Origin of the sequence: Pseudomonas sp. WSY_20, assembly GCF_043104335.1 — a bacterium.
Classification (GTDB): Bacteria; Pseudomonadota; Gammaproteobacteria; order Pseudomonadales; family Pseudomonadaceae; genus Aquipseudomonas; species Aquipseudomonas parafulva_B.
Map to the genome: position 1 here is coordinate 54,538 of NZ_JBICKP010000009.1, position 16,506 is coordinate 71,043.

Below are 16,506 nucleotides of genomic sequence, written 5' to 3' on the forward strand. Positions count from 1 at the left end.
GTGAAGATCGATCGGCCTTTATGGGCGTCTGGAGTGGTGTTGTCTGCGCAGCAATTTCAGCAGCAGGCCCGCTTTGAATCGTGGACAAATCAGAGTATTGCTTCACTGGCCCTGGTTCACCCCTGGGGCATCCGCCATGTGGCGTTTGATGCAGAGGCGCTGAGGTTAGGCAAGCTGATGGCCACTCGGCTTCAGTTGTGCCTGCCAGACGGTACTTTGATTGACACCGATCGGTTGGATCGACTGCCCGGTGCTCTGGAACTCTCTCGGGTATTGCCCGGTGATATCCAGAAGACCACGGTTGTGCTCGCTTTGCCTCTGGAACAGGCCCATGGTAACAACTGCCTGTTTGAGGGCAACAGCGCCGAGCGGCCCGTCAGGTATCACCAGAAATGGCGTGATACCAAGGATCTCTACACTGGTGAAATGCAGTCAATCAGTGTGCTCGAACAGGCGCTGAGCTTGCGCCTGGCTGACGACGATAATGCCGATTACTTGACCTGCCCGGTGGCTCGTTTGCTGCGTGATGGCCGGGATGGGTGGGCAATTGATGATACCTACATCCCGCCCTTGTTGAGGTTTGATGCTCATGCCGGGTTGTTGCTTCAGCTCGACAACTTGCTGACCCAGCTGTGCGCCAAGCGAGAGCGGTTGATGGGGATGCGTCGGGAGAGCAACGAGCGCATGGCGGATTTCGCTGTTGCGGATGTCACCTTGTTCTGGTTGCTCAATGCGCTTAACACGTATCAGCCAGTGCTGGCTGACCTGAAAGCGCAGCCTGGTCGGCATCCGGAACAGGTGTATCAGCAGTTGGTGAAGTTCGCAGGTGGTCTGCTGACCTTCTCGTTAGACCAGCACATAGAGGACATACCTGCCTACCAGCACGCAGATCTTGAGGCGGTTTTCCCGCCGTTGATGCGTACCCTTTCTACATTGCTGGAGGCGAGCCTGCCATCACGTGTGCTGGCGTTGTCACTGGAGGCACGCAGCGCAAACCGCTGGCAGGTTTCCCTGAGCGATCCACGCTTGCTTGAACCAGAAGGTGCTGACTTCTATCTCTCGGTTCGCTGCCGGCTGCCGGCCGTTCAAATTCAAAGCCAGTTCCCCCGGCTGTGTAAGGTCGGTTCCCCCGATGATGTGGACCATCTCGTCAATGCGGCGCTCGATGGCGTTCCTCTTAAACCTTTGAGCCATGTGCCGGCGGCAATACCGTTGCGGCTGGAGAATCAGTACTTCGCACTCGACCTCAGTCATGCAAAAGGGCGTGCGATGTTGGCTCATGGGGTCTGTGCGCTCTATGTCCCGAGTGTGTTTCAGGATATCCAGCTCGAACTGTTTGCGGTGCTGCGCTCATGAATCGTGCGACACAAAAGAGCGCCGCAGTCACGGTGGATATCGACGCGCTGCTACAGGATACCTATCTGTTGGTGGTCGAGTTGCGACACGGTACCGAGGCGCACCCCAGTCCAGAGCTGTGGTCACGTTGCGTTGCCGATGTGGAACATGTGCGCGCCACGCTTCAAGAGGGCGGCCTGGATCGCCGTAGTATCGAGCTGATCAGCCATGCGCAATGTGCCCTTCTGGACGAGACGGTACTTGCTTGCGCCGAGGGCAGAGCCCATGAGGACTGGGCGATGGAGACCTTGCAGGCAAAGTTCTTCAGCAGTCACCAGGCGGGTGAGTCGCTCTACGAAGATATGCGCACTGCGCTGCGCGAAGCTTCTGTGCACCCTCACGTACTCACGGTCTTTCAGCGGGTGCTGATGCTTGGCTTCCTCGGCCGCTATCGAGATGCCAATCACCCGGAGCGGCAGCAGTTGTTGACTGCCATCTCTGTCAAGGTGCCACCTCTGGTCACAAGCCAGTCACTGGTCATCCCGCTAGACACTGGTCCACGGATGCCGATCTGGGGATGGCTGCGCGGTCCGCTGGTTCACATCGTGATGGCCGCTGCCCTGTTGGTCGGCGCCTGGTGGGGGCTTGATAGCGCGTTAGGTGAGGCGGTGGCCTCACTCTTGCCGGTGCAGGAGTGAGCGTAATGCCGCAGAGACACAAACAAGGGCTTTGGCTATGGGCCGGTGCGCTGTCCTTGTTGTTGATTGCCACCTTGCCGCTGGCTGCGGGGGTTCAAGCCATCGCGGCTCTGCTAGTCAGTGCGTTGGTGGCGGTGGGTTGGCGCCGCATATCACGTGCTAGCGGTAAGCGCAGCGGTGTCAGCCTGCCTGCTGGATCGTATCGTCATCCCGTTGTTCTGGTGGTCGGTGATTGCCTGGCTGAGCTGTTTGAGGACTCGTCTGCCGAGCAGTTGGTTCCACGAGTAACAGGGGAGGGGTGTTATGTGCCAGTGCCCGACCTTTCGAAGGTGCCCGCAACCGTAGCCGAACTCTTGCTGGAGCGGCCAGAGTGGGATGGGCAGCTCAGCGTCATGTGGGTCGTAACCCCCAGTGCCCATACTGACGGCGCAGTGCTTGCGAACCAGATTCGAAGCTTGTGCCATCAGCTCGCAATACTGCGCAAGCGAGGTATACCGCTTCCGCTGCTGATTGTGAGCTATTTCCAGAGTGCGACTGGGCTTTCGCCCTGGTTCAGTTGGGAGGCTGAAGAATCGAGTGTGCGAGTACGAGAGGCGGGTGAGTGCCTGAGCCTGTCCGAATGGCAGCGCAGGGGCAAAGATCCTGAGCACCAGGCTGATCGACTACGCACCACGGTGCAGTTGAACGCTGCCGTCGGTTGGCTGAACGAAGCGTGCATGCCGGAAATAGACCTAGGAAATCCCCGTCAGCAGATCGGAACTGCGCTCACCCTTGCGGTTGCATTTGTTCCCAGGACTGAGGGGGCGCGTGACGGCAGTCTTTGGCACCGTTGGCTACAGCAGCGGACCGGCCTTTCCTACATTCGTGATGGGGCTGATCACGCAAGCGCGTTGTTACCCTTTCCTGATGCACTGCTTCATTTGCTGCCCGGCAGGGCTCCGTACAGTCCGCGTAGCAGGGCCGTGGTGATTGGGGTCTGGTTGTTGGTGCTAGCGGCGTGCGTCGCATTGATCAGCTCGGCGAGGCAAAACACGCTCCTGATACGTCAGGTCACCGATGATTTGCGGCGTTACAGCACCGCTTCGCTGAGCCCCGATTCGGCCAACGTATCGCAGCGCCAGGAGGCAATGATGGTGCTTCGCCAGGATGCGCAGCGCCTGGATCACTACTACCGCCAGGGCGAGCCGTGGTCACTTGGTCTCGGGCTGTATCAAGGCGAAAGATTACGTCCTTCACTGCTGGCTGCGATCAACGGCCACCGCATGCCGACCGTGCCTCAAGGCGTGCCTGACAAGCCACGCACGGTTCGCCTGGACAGCTTATCGCTGTTCAACAGTGGCAGCGCGCAGTTGAAGCCAGAGTCGACCAAGTTCCTGGTGAATGCGTTTGCGGGCATCAAGGCACAGCCAGGCTGGTTGATCGTGATCACAGGCCACACGGATGCGACGGGCAGTGACGAACAGAACCTGCGCTTGTCGCGAGCACGCGCCGCTGCGGTTCACGACTGGATTCAACACATGGGTGACATACCCAGCAACTGCTTCGCAGTACAAGGCTTGGGGGCGAGTGAGCCCGTTGCAAGCAACGACACGGAACAAGGACGGTCGGCCAATCGCCGAGTTGAAATTCGCCTGGTGCCGGAAGCGGGGGCTTGTCAGTCCTCGACTACGGCCTCGGGATTGCAACCCCTGTCGCACTTCGCGACGCCCAACGTTTGAAATGAGGAACTTCTAAATGGCTATTCCTGTTTATCTGTGGCTGAAAGACGACGGCGGGGCCGATATCAAAGGCTCGGTGGATGTAAAAGGCCGCGAAGGCAGTGTTGAAGTCGTCGGTCAAGATCATGATGTGTATATCCCAACCGATAACAACACCGGCAAATTAACCGGTACGCGTATCCATACACCTTTTGTTTTCACCAAAGAGATAGACGCCTCTTCTCCTTATCTCTACAAGGCCGTGACGACCGGGCAGACGCTCAAAGAAGCGGAATTCAAATGGTACAAAATCAATGATGCCGGGCAGGAGGTGGAGTATTTCAACACCAAACTGGAAAATGTCAAGGTCGTGAAAGTTGCTCCAAAGATGCACGACGTCAAAGATCCAGCGAAAGAGAAACACAATCACTTGGAATTGGTCGAGTTGCGCTACGAGAAGATCACTTGGGCTTTCAAGGATGGAAACATCATCCATTCGGATTCCTGGAATGAACGCCCTAGCGCCGCTGCCGCTGGATAAAACCTGGCTTTCAGCCCAAGTTGGTTGACAGCTCCCAGTGTCTTGGGTTGAGCGTCCGTGCGCGGGCGTTCAGCCAAATACACCTCAGATAGTCAGATGCGCTCGCACTTGTGGCGACATGCCGATCATTGACGACAAGGATGCCCTGTATGGCACACGATCCTACACGCCTGCTTCGCCGGCTGAACGCCTATTGTACCCAGGCACTCACGGCAGCAGCTTCACTTTGCCAGGCACGTGGGCACAGTCATATCACCGTTGAACACTGGCTGTTGAAACTGTTTGAACAAGGCGAGGGCGATCTCGTGGTCATCGCCCGCCGATACGAGTGGGATATGGATGCCATCTGGCAGGGACTGCTTGACCACTTCAACACATTGCCGCGCAGCGTTCTCAGCAAACCTCAGCTGAGCGGTGAAGTGCAGCAGCTGATTACCAATGGCTGGTTGCTGGCATCGCTGGATCGTGACTGCGAGCAGTTGCGATCCGTTCACTTGCTGGGGGCGCTGTTTGAAGCGCCAAACTTGCTTAAGTGTTCAGCCGCTTGGCCTGCATTGAGCATCGGTCCTACGCAATCGGAGCAGGTGAAAGCGCTGCTTGAATTCGATTCGGAAGAACGTCAGTCAGAGCAGAGTTCATTGTTCAAGCCAGAAGTGCGAGGAGAGTCTGAGGCTGTGGGCGGCACAGGTGGTGATTCGGCATTACTCGCCATCTTGGATCAGTTCAGCCATGACGTTACTGCCAAGGCTGCAGCAGGGCAGATTGATCCGGTGTTCGGCCGCGACGATGAGATCCGTCAGGTGATCGATGTGCTGAGCCGTCGGCGCAAGAACAACCCTATTCTGGTAGGCGATCCAGGTGTTGGCAAAACCGCGCTGGTCGAGGGGCTGGCTTTACGCATCGCCAGCGGCGAAGTCCCCGATAGCCTGAAACCGGTGTGTATCCGTACGCTGGACCTGGGGCTGCTCCAGGCGGGTGCCGGGGTCAAAGGCGAGTTTGAGCAACGACTGAAAAATGTGATCGACGCTGTTCAGCGGTCAGAGACTCCGGTGCTGCTGTTCATTGATGAAGCCCACACCTTGATCGGCGCTGGCAACCAGGCTGGGGGCGCAGACGCGGCGAATCTGCTGAAGCCGGCGTTGGCGCGTGGCGAGCTGCGCACCATCGCTGCCACCACCTGGAGTGAATACAAGCAGTACTTCGAGCGCGATGCGGCGCTGGAGCGTCGCTTCCAGATAATCAAGGTCGATGAGCCAGATGATGCCAATGCCTGTGTGATGCTGCGAGGGCTCAAAGCGCGATATGCCAGCTACCACGGCGTACATGTTCAAGACGCCGCAGTGCAGGCGGCGGTCAGCTTGTCCCGGCGCTTTCTGACGGGGCGCCGTCTGCCAGACAAAGCCGTTGATCTGGTTGATACCGCCTGCGCCCGCGTTCGCATGAGTCTGGATTGTGAGCCTCACGCACTGGTTCAGCTGAAGTCGCAACAGTCAGCGCTGATCGCCGAGCGGATGGCGCTGGAAGACGACGCACAGCTTACCGGTAATTCGGATGAATCTCACTTGGCGAAGATCACTGCCCAATTGGTGCAGCTGGAGAGTCAGCAAGCCGCGTTGGTGCTGCAATACCAGCAAGAGCTCGATCTTACCCATCAGCTGCTAGAGGCTCGCCAGGCCGAGCAGGTCGATACAACTGTCTGCGCTCGGCTACAAGAGCAACTCAACTACGTGCAGGGCAGTCGGCCACTGCTGTCACTCGACGTATGCGCCCGCAGTGTGGCTGAAGTGATCGCCGACTGGACGGGCGTGCCTCTCGGCAGCTTGCTGAAGGATGAACATGCCAGCTTGTTGAACCTGGAAGATCAGTTGGCCGAGCGTGTTGTTGGACAAGACGCCGCGCTACTTGCAATTGCCCAACGATTGCGCGCCGCCCGAACGGGCCTCACTGACGACAAAGCACCGATGGGCGTGTTCCTACTGGTAGGGACCAGTGGTATCGGCAAGACAGAGACGGCGCATGCATTGGCCAGCAGTCTGTTCGGTGGTGAGAAGTCATTGATCACGCTCAACATGTCTGAGTACCAGGAGGCGCACACCGTCAGCCAACTCAAGGGTTCGCCGCCGGGTTATGTCGGCTACGGCCAAGGCGGCGTACTCACTGAAGCCGTTCGCCAGCGTCCCTATAGCGTCGTGTTGCTGGATGAAGTCGAGAAGGCCCACCGTGATGTGCTCAACCTGTTCTATCAGGTATTTGATCGCGGCCTCATGCGTGATGGAGAAGGAAGGGAGATCGATTTTCGCAACACCGTCATCTTGATGACTTCCAATCTGGGCAGCGACTTGCTGCAAGGCAGTGTCGAGCGGCAGCCAGACATTGAGGAAGCGGCACTGCACGAACTACTGCGTCCCGTGCTACGCGAGCACTTCCAGCCTGCACTGTTGGCGCGCTTCCAGACCTTGATCTTTCGCCCGCTGGGGGGCGATGCACTCAAAGGCATAGTCGCCATCAAGCTCGACCAGGTGGCCAAACGCCTGCTGCGCCATTACGGCTTGAGGTGTGAGGTTGATGACCCGCTCTACGAGGCGCTGGTCGCCGCCTGCCTCTTGCCAGATACCGGCGCTCGCAACATCGATAGCTTGCTCAACCAGCAGATCCTGCCGGTGCTCAGCCAGCAGTTGCTGCAGCGCCAAGCCCTCGGTCAGCCAACACAAGCCGTGACGCTTGGGTACTGCGAAGACACCGGCATCAGCTTGATCTTTGCGGATGAACACGATCCCGCGCTGCTGGCTACCGAGAGGGCTTGATCATGGCGAAGCCAATAACGGGTTTCACCCATAACCGCTATCAGCTAGAAGTTGAAGACCTTACGGCCGAGCTCGATGTGCTGTCATTCAAAGGCGAGGAATGGCTAAGCCAGCCATTCAAGTACACCGTTGCATTCACTTCCCAGGAGCAGGATATCGAGGCGGCGCAGATCCTCGGTAAGGATGCCAGCTTCCATCTGGGCAAGTCTGAACTGACCACTCAGCTTCCAATGCCTGACGGGACATCACGCACAGTGCATGGCGTGATCACGGGTTTCAAGCGTGTCTCCGGCTCCCGGGACGAAGCCCGCTACCAAGTCACACTTGAAGCGCACCTGGCATTGCTCGGACGTGGCAAGCAGTACCGGATCTATCAGCATCAATCGGTTCCGGAAATTGTTGAAAGTATCCTGCGCAGTCGCCACCAACTGCAAGGGCAGCACTTCGTGTTCGACCTGGCGCGCGAATATCCCAAGCGTGAACAGGTCATGCAGTACGGTGAAAGTGACCTGACCTTCATCAGCCGTCTGCTGGCGGAAGTCGGCATTTGGTATCGCTTCTCCCACGACGATCGGCTTTACATTGATGTGGTGGAGTTTCACGACCATCAACGGCATTACCAGTTTGGCGTCAAGTTGCCGCATCGGCCCCTGTCGGGTTTGACCAGCAATGGGCAGGACGGCGTATGGGCGCTGCAAGTTGAGCATCAGGTGGTGGAGCAGCATATCAACGTGCGCGCCTACCACCATCGGGACGCGGCTGCCTTTCTGGACGGTGATGTTGATCACAGCCGGGGGGCCACAACGACTTATGGCGAGGGGTATCACTACGGAGAGCCTTATACCGCGCTGGGTGACGCCATTGACCAGGATGAAGACCTGCTCAGCGAAAGCGGGTACTTCTATGCGCGCCTGAATCATGAACGCTTTCTCAATGATCAGACCCGTTGCACCGGCATCAGCAGCAGCGTGACGCTGGCCCCAGGGCAAGTGCTGACGGTCACTGACGGGGCGCCACAGGTCTTCGAACCTGGCGTGGTCATCACCCATTTGACCGTCGAGGCAGCACGCGACCGGAGTTTGGAAGTCACGTTCGACGCGATCCCTTACTCGGAGACGATAGGCTTTCGGCCAAAATTGCTGGGCAAGCCACAGATCGCCGGTACGGTGCCGGCGCGGGTCACCAGTACGCAAAAGAACGATCCTTACAGCCATATCGACATGGAGGGACGTTACCGGGTCAACTTTCTGTTCGACCGGGACACCTGGCGAGCAGGCGAGGAAAGCGTCTGGCTACGACTGGCACGCCCCTATGCCGGTGACACCCATGGCCTGCACCTGCCGTTGATCTGCGGTACTGAAGTGGCGGTGGCGTTCGAGCAAGGTGACCCGGACCGGCCCTACATCGCCCATGCCTTGCACGACAGCGAACATCCCGACCACGTGACGCTGCGCAACTACAAACGCAATGTGTTGCGGACCCCGGCCAATAACAAGTTGCGCATGGACGATACGCGTGGACAGGAGCACGTCAAGCTCAGTACGGAGCACAGTGGCAAGAGCCAGCTTAACTTGGGGCATTTGGTGGATTCGAGTAATCAGACGCGTGGTGAAGGCTTTGAATTGCGCACCGATGCTTGGGGAGCGATTCGTGGCGGCAAGGGAATTTTCATTAGTGCTGACAAACAAGCCAATGCTGCGGGCGACGTGCTCACTATGGACCGCGCCAGCACCCTGCTAGAGAGTGCGAAGCAACAATTGGCCCAATGGAGCCAAATTGCTCAGACCCATCGCAGCCGCCAGCCTGATGTCGATGCGCTGAGCCGGTTCGAGGCTGAGGCAAAAAACCTCAAAGGCTCTGCAATTCTTCTTAGTGCACCTGATGGTATTGGTGCAGTGACGCCGGCAAGCTTGCTCTTGAAAAGTGGTGAAGCACTCTGTGCTCAAACTGACGAAGAACTCAACTTGGCTGCAGGCAAGCGGCTGTTTGCCCACTCCGGCCAGGGAATCTCGTTGTTGGCGCAACAGCAAGGCATGCGCCTGATCTCCGGCAAAGGCCCCTTGGAAATCGAGTCGCATGGCGACTTGCTCAATCTGATTGCTCAGCAAGACCTCACCGTCCAGTCCGTGGAGGGTCATCTGCAATTGACGGCCAAGAAGGGAATTACGCTCGGCTGTGGCGGTGGCTTCATCCGTATTACTGATCAAGGCGAAATTCAAATCCATAGCCCGGGCTTGATCAGTCTCAAGGGCAAGCACAGATTCAATCCACCTGCTGGTGAGACCTTCGTGCTGCCTGAGTTGCCGGGAGCCGTGTGCAAGGAATGTCTGAAGAGGGCGCAAGCCGCTGCCCAGGGCTTCGTACTCAGGGAGGCGCAGGCATGAGCACACAGTCGGCCACCACGTGGCTCAATCTCCTGCTGTGCGCGTGCGAGGAGGCACAGACCCCCTATCTGCACGTGATCATCGACCAGGCTGGTTGCGAGTCACCGATGCGCCCCAGTGTGCTTAGCGTCGACCCGCCGCTGGATTGCTACTCCCTGTTCACTGGCCTGCCTGAGGAAGTTGCCGAGGATCTGGCCCCTCTGCTGGTGCGGGTTGATCTGACACAGCCGCTGCAGCGGCAATGGCTTCTGGGTTTGCTGAACGCCACCAATGGCCTGCCAGTTGTCTTGACCCTGGCATCGACCTGGCCCTTTTCGATACTCGCAGAGCACCTTGGCCGCTGCATCGAGGCACTCAACGGAGGTTGTCTGGGCTTGCTGCGCTATTACGACCCAAGGCTGTTTCCCTTGCTGTTCAGTCACGTACTGACGCCTGAGCAACAGCAGCCGTGGTTACAGCCCGCGTTGTTCTGGAGCTGGCTCGATCGCGATGGCATCCCTCAGCACTTGCTCGGTGCAGCGCAAAGCCCAGAGATCGATGAGCAGTTCACGCCACTTGAGCTCAGTGACAGCCAGGTCGACGTTCTCTGTTGCGCCGGTGACGCGACCATAGCGATGGTCAGTCTTGCTGCGCAATTTCCCAGTGACTGGGGAGCGGAGCAGCGTTTCCGCACTTGCTACAGCGGGATGCTGGCCGCCAGCACGGCCGGCCTGCTGGCACATGGTCAGCGTGAGGCTCATACCCTCGAGCACCTGCGCCACATGATCGATTCCGCACTTTCTATCAAGGCCCCATTGCATGGCCAGGAGCCGTATTCATGTCCCCGATAAAGGAGCCCGTCAGCTATCCGCCGCAGTTCCCGATGCAGGGGCGGCTGCCTCAGCGCATGGAGCAGGTGCAGGCGAACGTCCTGCGTCAATGTGAGCAGGAGCGTGGCTATCACGACGTCCTGTGCCTGGCTTCCGGTTTCCGTCAGACGCCGCCTTGCTGCAAGACGCTTCACATCAGCCTGTTTTTCGACGGTACGGGCAACAACCTCAATAACGACCTGTACGAGTCCAAGGTCCCTCACCCGACCAATATCGCACGGCTGTTTCGCGCAAGCATCGGCACCGGTCACGCGGGCGGTACCAGCCATCACGGCCGTGCGCAAGGTTTGACTGATGCTGCAGGTACCGGCAACGGGCAGTTTTTCAAGTACTACATGCCGGGTGTGGGCACCCCCTTCCCGGAGGTGAACGACCTGGATTACACCAGTGAAGGCCTAGCATTTGCGCGTCGTGGTGAAGAGCGCATCAATTGGGGCCTGCTGATGCTGATCGATGCCCTGCGGCTTACCTTGGCGCTACCACGGCTGGACAACGTCGCCTTGCAAAAATCGGTCGAGGCTATGGGAACCTGGATGGGAACGGGGGGAACGATGGGGCCCGCCAACCGGTCCCGAGAGTTTCGCCGGCAACTCAAGGCCATCGAACAACCCTTGCGTATCGCCTTGGGCCCACCTCAGCCGGGGCAGTCGAAGTTGTTGGGGATCAAGCTGTATGTCTATGGGTTCTCGCGGGGAGCTGCGGCGGCGCGGGCGTTCATCAACTGGCTGAACCTGCTGCTGTCGCGCCGCGAGGCCGAGCCGACACTCACGCTCTACGACCTCAAGCTACCGATCAGTGTGGAATACCTTGGGCTGCTGGATACCGTGGTATCGGTGGGGCTTGCCGATATTTCGCCTGGGGTCACTGGGCATATGGGCTGGGGCGATGACAGCCAGGTACTGCCCAGAGGAAACCTGGTTAAGCGCTGCCTGCATATCGTCGCGAGTCACGAGCAGCGGTTGAGCTTTCCGTTGGAGTCGATCCGCCGGGAGGATGGTAGCTACCCGGCGAACAGCGTTGAGGTGATCTATCCCGGGGTGCATTCGGATCAGGGAGGAGGGTATCCGCCGGGTGATCAGGGGAAGGCGGTTGGTCTACAAGATGATCTGTTGCTTTCGCAGATCGCATTAAACGATTTGTATGCTGACGCTTTTACTTATGGAGCTCCGTTAAAAGTTCCACCGCACGCGCTGCCAGTGGGCCTGCTGAATGAAATTTGGCGGGCTATGGAACCTGATCTCGTAATGCAGTTCGATGCTGGACCGCCATTAGTCAATCGCTTTAACGCTTGGCGTCAGGTGACTCTCAACATGACTAATTCCCCTCATCCACTTTCGCTTGAGCAAATCGAACGTTATCAAGTCTCGCCGGCTTCAGTTTCTCTAGAAGACGCAGTACGTACCCAACTCGCCTGGATCACCGCGTGGCGAATTGATCGTTACGCCTTCGCCAGTCTCAAGACCACACAGTTCTACCGCAATGCCAGTGATACACACGCTTCGGAGGATGCCCGCAAACGCGCCGAGGCAGAACGGGAGCGACAGCAGGCTAAGGTTCAGGCCCGCCGCCTGCAGCAAAAAGCCCGCGAACTTAACGGCGCACCGGTTCGCCGCTGGAACCTGGCATCCCCGATTTCGACCCGGACAGAGCTCAGACGCAACTGCGCGAAGCTGCCGAGGAGTTCGGCAAGGCCTATCGCAATCTCGATAGCGACCCCTATCTGACCTTCTTGCGCATCGCGAAACAGGTCAACCCCATCGCGCTGCTGACGTACCTCAACAGTGCCGAAACCCGGGCCGAACGAGAACGCCTCAAGGCTGCCGGGCGTGAAAAGGTCAGTGAGCTCTTCCCACCTCCGCTGGGTGAGCACAACCACGTTTCTGAGGGCACTCGCGGCAATGTCGACGAGCACCGTAACAGCCAGAAACCAGAAGGGCTGTTGCGGGCCTTGCTCGATGACCAGGTACATGACTCGCGCGCCTGGTTCTTGCACGCCCTGCTCAATGGTCGCTACCTGGGCGTGAGTCTGGCAGCAGGACGTGAACCCTGGGGCAGTTACTTCAACGAACGCATGGTGTTTTTCGGTGAAGCGGACCGAAGGGACCTGGCATTGCGGGTCGAGCCTGACGGAGAGTCAGCGCCTGCGGTCAGCATTGCCGGAATCTCAGGCCATACCCGGACGATTCTAGAGCTTGACGCTCAACAAAGGGCTGAAATCCAGCAACGCATCACGGCAGTCTGGGATGCCCATTACGCGACGGTGAAGGAGGTGAGCAATGGGGTGGGTTGACGATGGTTCGCAGCAACTGAAGGCCAAACGCGCAGCCAAGCGCATGCGGCGCCATCTACTGAACATCGTGCTCGGCAGCACGGCGATGTTCGTGGGCATTACGGTCGCCAGTGCGAGCAGCATTTATGGCATCAACCATACCCATTGGGCGATCAACCGGTTCAGTGTCGATGGCCGTTCAGCCGTTGACATCATTGGCCCCTATCAAGGCGGGGGTGGAGGGTGCTGCTACAGCGCACCCGCATGGCATCCGGGGCTGACGGTGCGGGTTGAGTGGGAAACAGGTGCCGGTAGCGCAATAGACTTTCCAGGATTCGGAGATCGGCCTAAATATTTGGCTTGGAGAGAAAAAATCCTAGCGCAAAAGCGCAGTCACAGCAAAGTCGTTCCCCTTCCGGATTACACCGATCAGAAAGTCTGCGGCATCACCGTGCATTTCCTGCCCTGTGATGACATTCAGGTCACTACCTCCTGTTACGCCTACGGCAGCCCCGAGTACCCGATCAAGACCCCGCTGCAGTTGCCGGAGCCGCAGTCATGTTCCCGTTGAATCGCATGGTTCTTGCCGACTATGCCAGCCTGTCTTTGCTCTTGCTCGCCAAGGCTGCCGGGCGTGAAAGGGTCAGCCAGCCCTACTCACGCGGCTGGTTTCTGCACGCCCTGCTCAACAGTCATTACCTGGGTGTGAGTTTGTCGGCAGGACGTGAACCCTGGGGCAGTTACTTCAACGAACGCATGATGTTTTTCGGTGAAGCGGACCGAAGGGACCTTGCATTGAGGGTCGAGCCGGATGGGGAGTCGGCGCCTGCAGCCCTCATCGCCGACACCTCAGGGCATACCCGGACGATTCCAGCGGATGATGCTGAGCAATGGGTTCAGCACCAGCAACGCATCACTGCAGTTTGGGACGCTCATTACGCGAAGGTGAAGGAGACGAACAATGGGCTGGGCTGACAGGGGGATGCAGCAAGTCAAAGCAAAACGTGCAGGCACGGTGATACTGCGCCATGTACTAAGCATCACTCTCGGCAGTGTGGCAATGTTTGTGGGTGTTACGGTAGCCAGTGCGAGCAGCATTTATGGCATTAACCACACCCATTGGGCGATCAACCGGTTCAGTGTCGATGGCCGTTCGGCGATTGACATCATCGGCCCCTACCAAGGAGGTGGTGGAGGGTGCTGCTACGGCGCACCAGAACGCTGGCATCCGGGCCTAACGGTGCGGATTGACTGGGAAACGGGGGCTGGAAGCACAGAAGATTTTCCTGGGACATTAGATTGGTCCAAAGTTGTAGCCTGGAGAGAAAAAGTCCTGGCGCAAAAGCGCACCCACAGCAAAGTTGTCCCCGTCCCGGATTACACCGGCCAAAAAGTCTGCGGCATCACCGTGCATTTCCTGCCCTGTGATGAGCTTCAAGTCACCACCTCCTGTTACGGCTACGGCACCCCCGAATACCCGATCAAAACCCCGCTGCAGTTCCCGGAGCCGCAATCATGTCCTGCCAAAAGCTCTGACCAACAGGAGCACCAGTGATGCACGCGTTCATTAGAAAGGGTGACAGCTTGCGTGAGGGAGGCGGCGAGGTGCTCGAAGGGCACTATCTGTGTGAAGACCAGCCGATTGCCTGCAAGGGGGACGCTGTGCGCTGCAACCTGCATGGGCTGACGGTGATTGCCGAAGGCAGTGACCTCATCGAGATCGATGGTTGCCCGGTGGCACTGCACGCTCACCGCTGTGCTTGCGGCTGTAGCCTGGCCAGTTCCATGCCCGATACCTTAGCTGCTTCATGAAGAGGATTCCGGTGTTTGCACCCTATCCATTGGCGCGTGAGCCTCGCTACTCGCGCTGGTTTGCAGGGGCAATCGGGTTGTTGGCATTGCTCGGCATTGCAAGTGTCCTGCCTCCTTCCCTTGTTGCACCGCAGCTTGTCGCCTTTACGGTGGGAGGCATGTTGCTCAGCGGGTTACTGGCATTCTTGATTCATGTGCTCTATTTCCGCTTTAACCGCCACAACGCCCAGTGCTATGGCGAAGCGGTGGAGCGGGAGCAGCAGGCATGGTGGGCACAGCATCGCCAGAAAGTTGCGCTGGTCGAGTCGGTTCTGCTGAGTGCTTCGTGCGGTAGCCCGGAGGATCTGGACGGCTTGCTGGACCGTGCGAAACTGCCACCCGTGGCACGGGAGACGGGTGAAGGCTTGTCGCTTCGTTTGCTCCAGGTATTTGGACGCGACGCGAAACAGCGCGAGCAAGAGCTGGCAACACTGCTCGCCTTGAAGTGGGGGGCACAGCGTAGCACCGATCAGAGCTTGACCCCGTCAAGCTGTTATTGGCATGGCTCGCAGGCAGCCTGGCGTGCATTCGTCGAGCAGATGGCGCAGTGCTGTCCTGACGTGCACCTGCCTGAATATCCTCAGACATGGGATGGGATCCTTAGCCTTGACGCGATCATCGATCAGTTGCAAGGGGCTCCTGATGGTGCGCGTGTGCTCTGTGCCGGTTGTCAGAGTTCCTCACCTGATCGTGCAAGTTCTTTGCCCGCAGGTGAGGCCGCAGTGCTATGGCTACTTGGCGCTGAAGGAGACGTGGCCTTTTTTCGTGGCGAGTGGTTCTCGCAGGCAGACGAGGACCTGGCGACCGTTGCCGAGCGGGCTGTCGAGCAAAGCCTGCTAGAGGCACCGGCGCAGACCTGTATAGCGTTTTCTCAGCCTCATGTGCCTGATCTAGCCGCAATCGGCTGGGATGCCAAAACCAACGCTCAGGACGCCAACTTTGGCGCGTTGGAACAACTGGAAGCTATGGTCGTGCAGACCCTTGCCGCTTGGTATGTCCAGCAGCATGGCGTGCCCTGCGCATGGCTGGCTTCAGACCCTCATTTCACCTTGACCCTTGGAATTGTGCGGCCCCATGAATCAGGTAGCTGAATCACAAAAAGTATCTGCTTGGCAAACGGCTGTTTTGCTCGCTGTAACGGTGGCTGTAATAGTCACCGCCTGCGGGGTAGCCTGGTGGTTCTGGGTAGGGCACCCCCGCAGTCGGGCTTCTCTCATGGACCTTATCTTCAAAGGCCTCATCTTTTGGGGACTGCTTTTCGTGACCGCAGTGCTCGTATGGCAGGCAGTGCTGCACGGTATCCGAGGCCTTGTGCATCGTCCCGGGGTGCAACCGTCTGATCTGGAGGTCGAAACTTGGCCCCCAGATGTGAGTGCGCAGATCCAGCAGCACTTGCGTGAGCATCATGGTCAGTTCTGGCGGCGTCGGGTCCGGTTTTATGTAGTCATTGGTGAGCCGGCCGAAGTCGAAGCGGTCGCGCCCGGTCTGACGCATCAGCTGTGGCTGATGGGAAAGGATACGGTTCTGCTCTGGGGGGGCAGTGTGCAGACTGCTCTTGATCAAACGTTGATAGAACAATGGTGCACGCTAGGCCAAAGAGGTGGGCTGCATGGCACCCTCTGGGTGGTGAACAGAGCTCAATGTACCGATAGCGAGTCTTTGGGCTTTGCTTTCAATCGGTTGCAGGGACTTGCCCGGCTCTCAGGTTGGAAGGTATCCGTTCATGTATGGCAGATCTGCGAGAGCGAATGGTCACAGCCAGCCCGCGACGTGCGGGCGGTAGGCTGCCTATTACCACCGCGATTTTCTCCAGTCCAATTGGCTGAGCGTCTGCGTAACTTGCAACAGCCGCTGCGCGAACAGGGTTTGGCGCAGATGCAGGTCCAGATAGCGCACGACTTTCTTCTGCGGCTTGCGCGTGGCCTGCAAATTGACGGCGCTGCACGATGGTATCGGCTGATTGAGTCCCTCTCAGGCAGAACCACACGGGGCATCCAGGTCCGTGGCGTGTGGTTCAGCTTGCCAGCTCATAGGTCAGGATCTGCGTCGGCAATCGAT

15 protein-coding genes are annotated in these 16,506 nt (G+C 58.5%); 14 read left to right on the forward strand and 1 reads right to left on the reverse strand.

Going from position 1 to position 16,506, the window contains the following annotated elements:
* From tssK to ACF8E5_RS01250, 14 genes are all read left to right on the forward strand, one after another.
* Positions 1 to 1,356 carry a type VI secretion system baseplate subunit TssK gene (gene tssK, locus ACF8E5_RS01185; protein WP_392474786.1) on the forward strand — a complete coding sequence of 452 codons (1,356 nt, stop codon included), beginning with the start codon at positions 1 to 3 and terminating at the stop codon, positions 1,354 to 1,356.
* A complete protein-coding gene (gene tssL / locus ACF8E5_RS01190; RefSeq protein ID WP_392474787.1) occupies positions 1,353 to 2,033 on the forward strand; it encodes a type VI secretion system protein TssL, short form in 681 nt (226 codons plus the stop codon). The genes tssK and tssL overlap by 4 nt, the downstream gene beginning before the upstream one ends.
* 56 nt (positions 2,034 to 2,089) lie before the next feature.
* On the forward strand, positions 2,090 to 3,751 hold the full coding sequence (locus ACF8E5_RS01195; protein WP_392474788.1) for an OmpA family protein: 1,662 nt from the start codon (positions 2,090 to 2,092) through the stop codon (positions 3,749 to 3,751).
* A 16-nt stretch (positions 3,752 to 3,767) separates the two neighbouring features.
* Positions 3,768 to 4,271 (forward strand): Hcp family type VI secretion system effector, encoded by a 504-nt coding sequence (locus ACF8E5_RS01200; protein WP_197844944.1) that lies wholly within the window; start codon positions 3,768 to 3,770, stop codon positions 4,269 to 4,271.
* 149 nt (positions 4,272 to 4,420) lie between these two features.
* Positions 4,421 to 7,075 (forward strand): type VI secretion system ATPase TssH, encoded by a 2,655-nt coding sequence (gene tssH / locus ACF8E5_RS01205; RefSeq protein WP_392474789.1) that lies wholly within the window; start codon positions 4,421 to 4,423, stop codon positions 7,073 to 7,075.
* 2 nt (positions 7,076 to 7,077) lie between these two features.
* Positions 7,078 to 9,459, forward strand: coding sequence for a type VI secretion system Vgr family protein (locus tag ACF8E5_RS01210; RefSeq protein ID WP_392474824.1), 2,382 nt, complete (start codon positions 7,078 to 7,080; stop codon positions 9,457 to 9,459).
* Positions 9,456 to 10,289 carry a DUF4123 domain-containing protein gene (locus ACF8E5_RS01215; RefSeq protein ID WP_392474790.1) on the forward strand — a complete coding sequence of 278 codons (834 nt, stop codon included), beginning with the start codon at positions 9,456 to 9,458 and terminating at the stop codon, positions 10,287 to 10,289. The genes ACF8E5_RS01210 and ACF8E5_RS01215 overlap by 4 nt, the downstream gene beginning before the upstream one ends.
* Complete coding sequence (locus tag ACF8E5_RS01220) at positions 10,277 to 12,052, forward strand: phospholipase effector Tle1 domain-containing protein (RefSeq protein ID WP_392474791.1); 1,776 nt, start codon at positions 10,277 to 10,279, stop codon at positions 12,050 to 12,052. Before ACF8E5_RS01215 ends, ACF8E5_RS01220 begins: the two co-directional genes overlap by 13 nt.
* A complete protein-coding gene (locus ACF8E5_RS01225; protein WP_392474825.1) occupies positions 11,989 to 12,618 on the forward strand; it encodes a hypothetical protein in 630 nt (209 codons plus the stop codon). The genes ACF8E5_RS01220 and ACF8E5_RS01225 overlap by 64 nt, the downstream gene beginning before the upstream one ends.
* 85 nt (positions 12,619 to 12,703) lie before the next feature.
* Positions 12,704 to 13,168, forward strand: coding sequence for a DUF3304 domain-containing protein (locus ACF8E5_RS01230; RefSeq protein ID WP_058606172.1), 465 nt, complete (start codon positions 12,704 to 12,706; stop codon positions 13,166 to 13,168).
* Positions 13,156 to 13,572, forward strand: a complete 417-nt coding sequence (locus tag ACF8E5_RS01235; RefSeq protein ID WP_326383434.1) for a hypothetical protein — start codon at positions 13,156 to 13,158, stop codon at positions 13,570 to 13,572. The genes ACF8E5_RS01230 and ACF8E5_RS01235 overlap by 13 nt, the downstream gene beginning before the upstream one ends.
* Before the next feature lie 85 nt (positions 13,573 to 13,657).
* The gene (locus ACF8E5_RS01240) at positions 13,658 to 14,152 is read left to right on the forward strand and encodes a DUF3304 domain-containing protein (protein ID WP_197844955.1); all 495 of its coding nucleotides are present in this window, start codon (positions 13,658 to 13,660) and stop codon (positions 14,150 to 14,152) included.
* Positions 14,152 to 14,409, forward strand: coding sequence for a PAAR domain-containing protein (locus tag ACF8E5_RS01245; protein ID WP_197844952.1), 258 nt, complete (start codon positions 14,152 to 14,154; stop codon positions 14,407 to 14,409). Before ACF8E5_RS01240 ends, ACF8E5_RS01245 begins: the two co-directional genes overlap by 1 nt.
* A 77-nt stretch (positions 14,410 to 14,486) precedes the next feature.
* A complete protein-coding gene (locus ACF8E5_RS01250; RefSeq protein ID WP_326383437.1) occupies positions 14,487 to 15,539 on the forward strand; it encodes a hypothetical protein in 1,053 nt (350 codons plus the stop codon).
* Between the two features lies 1 nt (position 15,540).
* On the opposite strand, the gene ACF8E5_RS01255 is transcribed toward ACF8E5_RS01250, so the two are convergent.
* Positions 15,541 to 16,026 carry a hypothetical protein gene (locus ACF8E5_RS01255; RefSeq protein ID WP_197844954.1) on the reverse strand — a complete coding sequence of 162 codons (486 nt, stop codon included), beginning with the start codon at positions 16,024 to 16,026 and terminating at the stop codon, positions 15,541 to 15,543.
* Between the last annotated feature and the right edge of the window lie 480 nt (positions 16,027 to 16,506).

Coding starts and splice junctions, on each gene's coding strand:
- ACF8E5_RS01230 (WP_058606172.1), top strand. CDS start 12,704: ATGTTCGTGGGCATTACGGTCGCCAGTGCGAGCAGCATTTATGGCATC.
- ACF8E5_RS01235 (WP_326383434.1), top strand. CDS start 13,156: ATGTTCCCGTTGAATCGCATGGTTCTTGCCGACTATGCCAGCCTGTCT.
- ACF8E5_RS01240 (WP_197844955.1), top strand. CDS start 13,658: ATGTTTGTGGGTGTTACGGTAGCCAGTGCGAGCAGCATTTATGGCATT.
- tssH (WP_392474789.1), top strand. CDS start 4,421: ATGGCACACGATCCTACACGCCTGCTTCGCCGGCTGAACGCCTATTGT.
- ACF8E5_RS01200 (WP_197844944.1), top strand. CDS start 3,768: ATGGCTATTCCTGTTTATCTGTGGCTGAAAGACGACGGCGGGGCCGAT.
- ACF8E5_RS01220 (WP_392474791.1), top strand. CDS start 10,277: ATGTCCCCGATAAAGGAGCCCGTCAGCTATCCGCCGCAGTTCCCGATG.
- ACF8E5_RS01210 (WP_392474824.1), top strand. CDS start 7,078: ATGGCGAAGCCAATAACGGGTTTCACCCATAACCGCTATCAGCTAGAA.
- ACF8E5_RS01245 (WP_197844952.1), top strand. CDS start 14,152: ATGCACGCGTTCATTAGAAAGGGTGACAGCTTGCGTGAGGGAGGCGGC.
- ACF8E5_RS01215 (WP_392474790.1), top strand. CDS start 9,456: ATGAGCACACAGTCGGCCACCACGTGGCTCAATCTCCTGCTGTGCGCG.
- tssL (WP_392474787.1), top strand. CDS start 1,353: ATGAATCGTGCGACACAAAAGAGCGCCGCAGTCACGGTGGATATCGAC.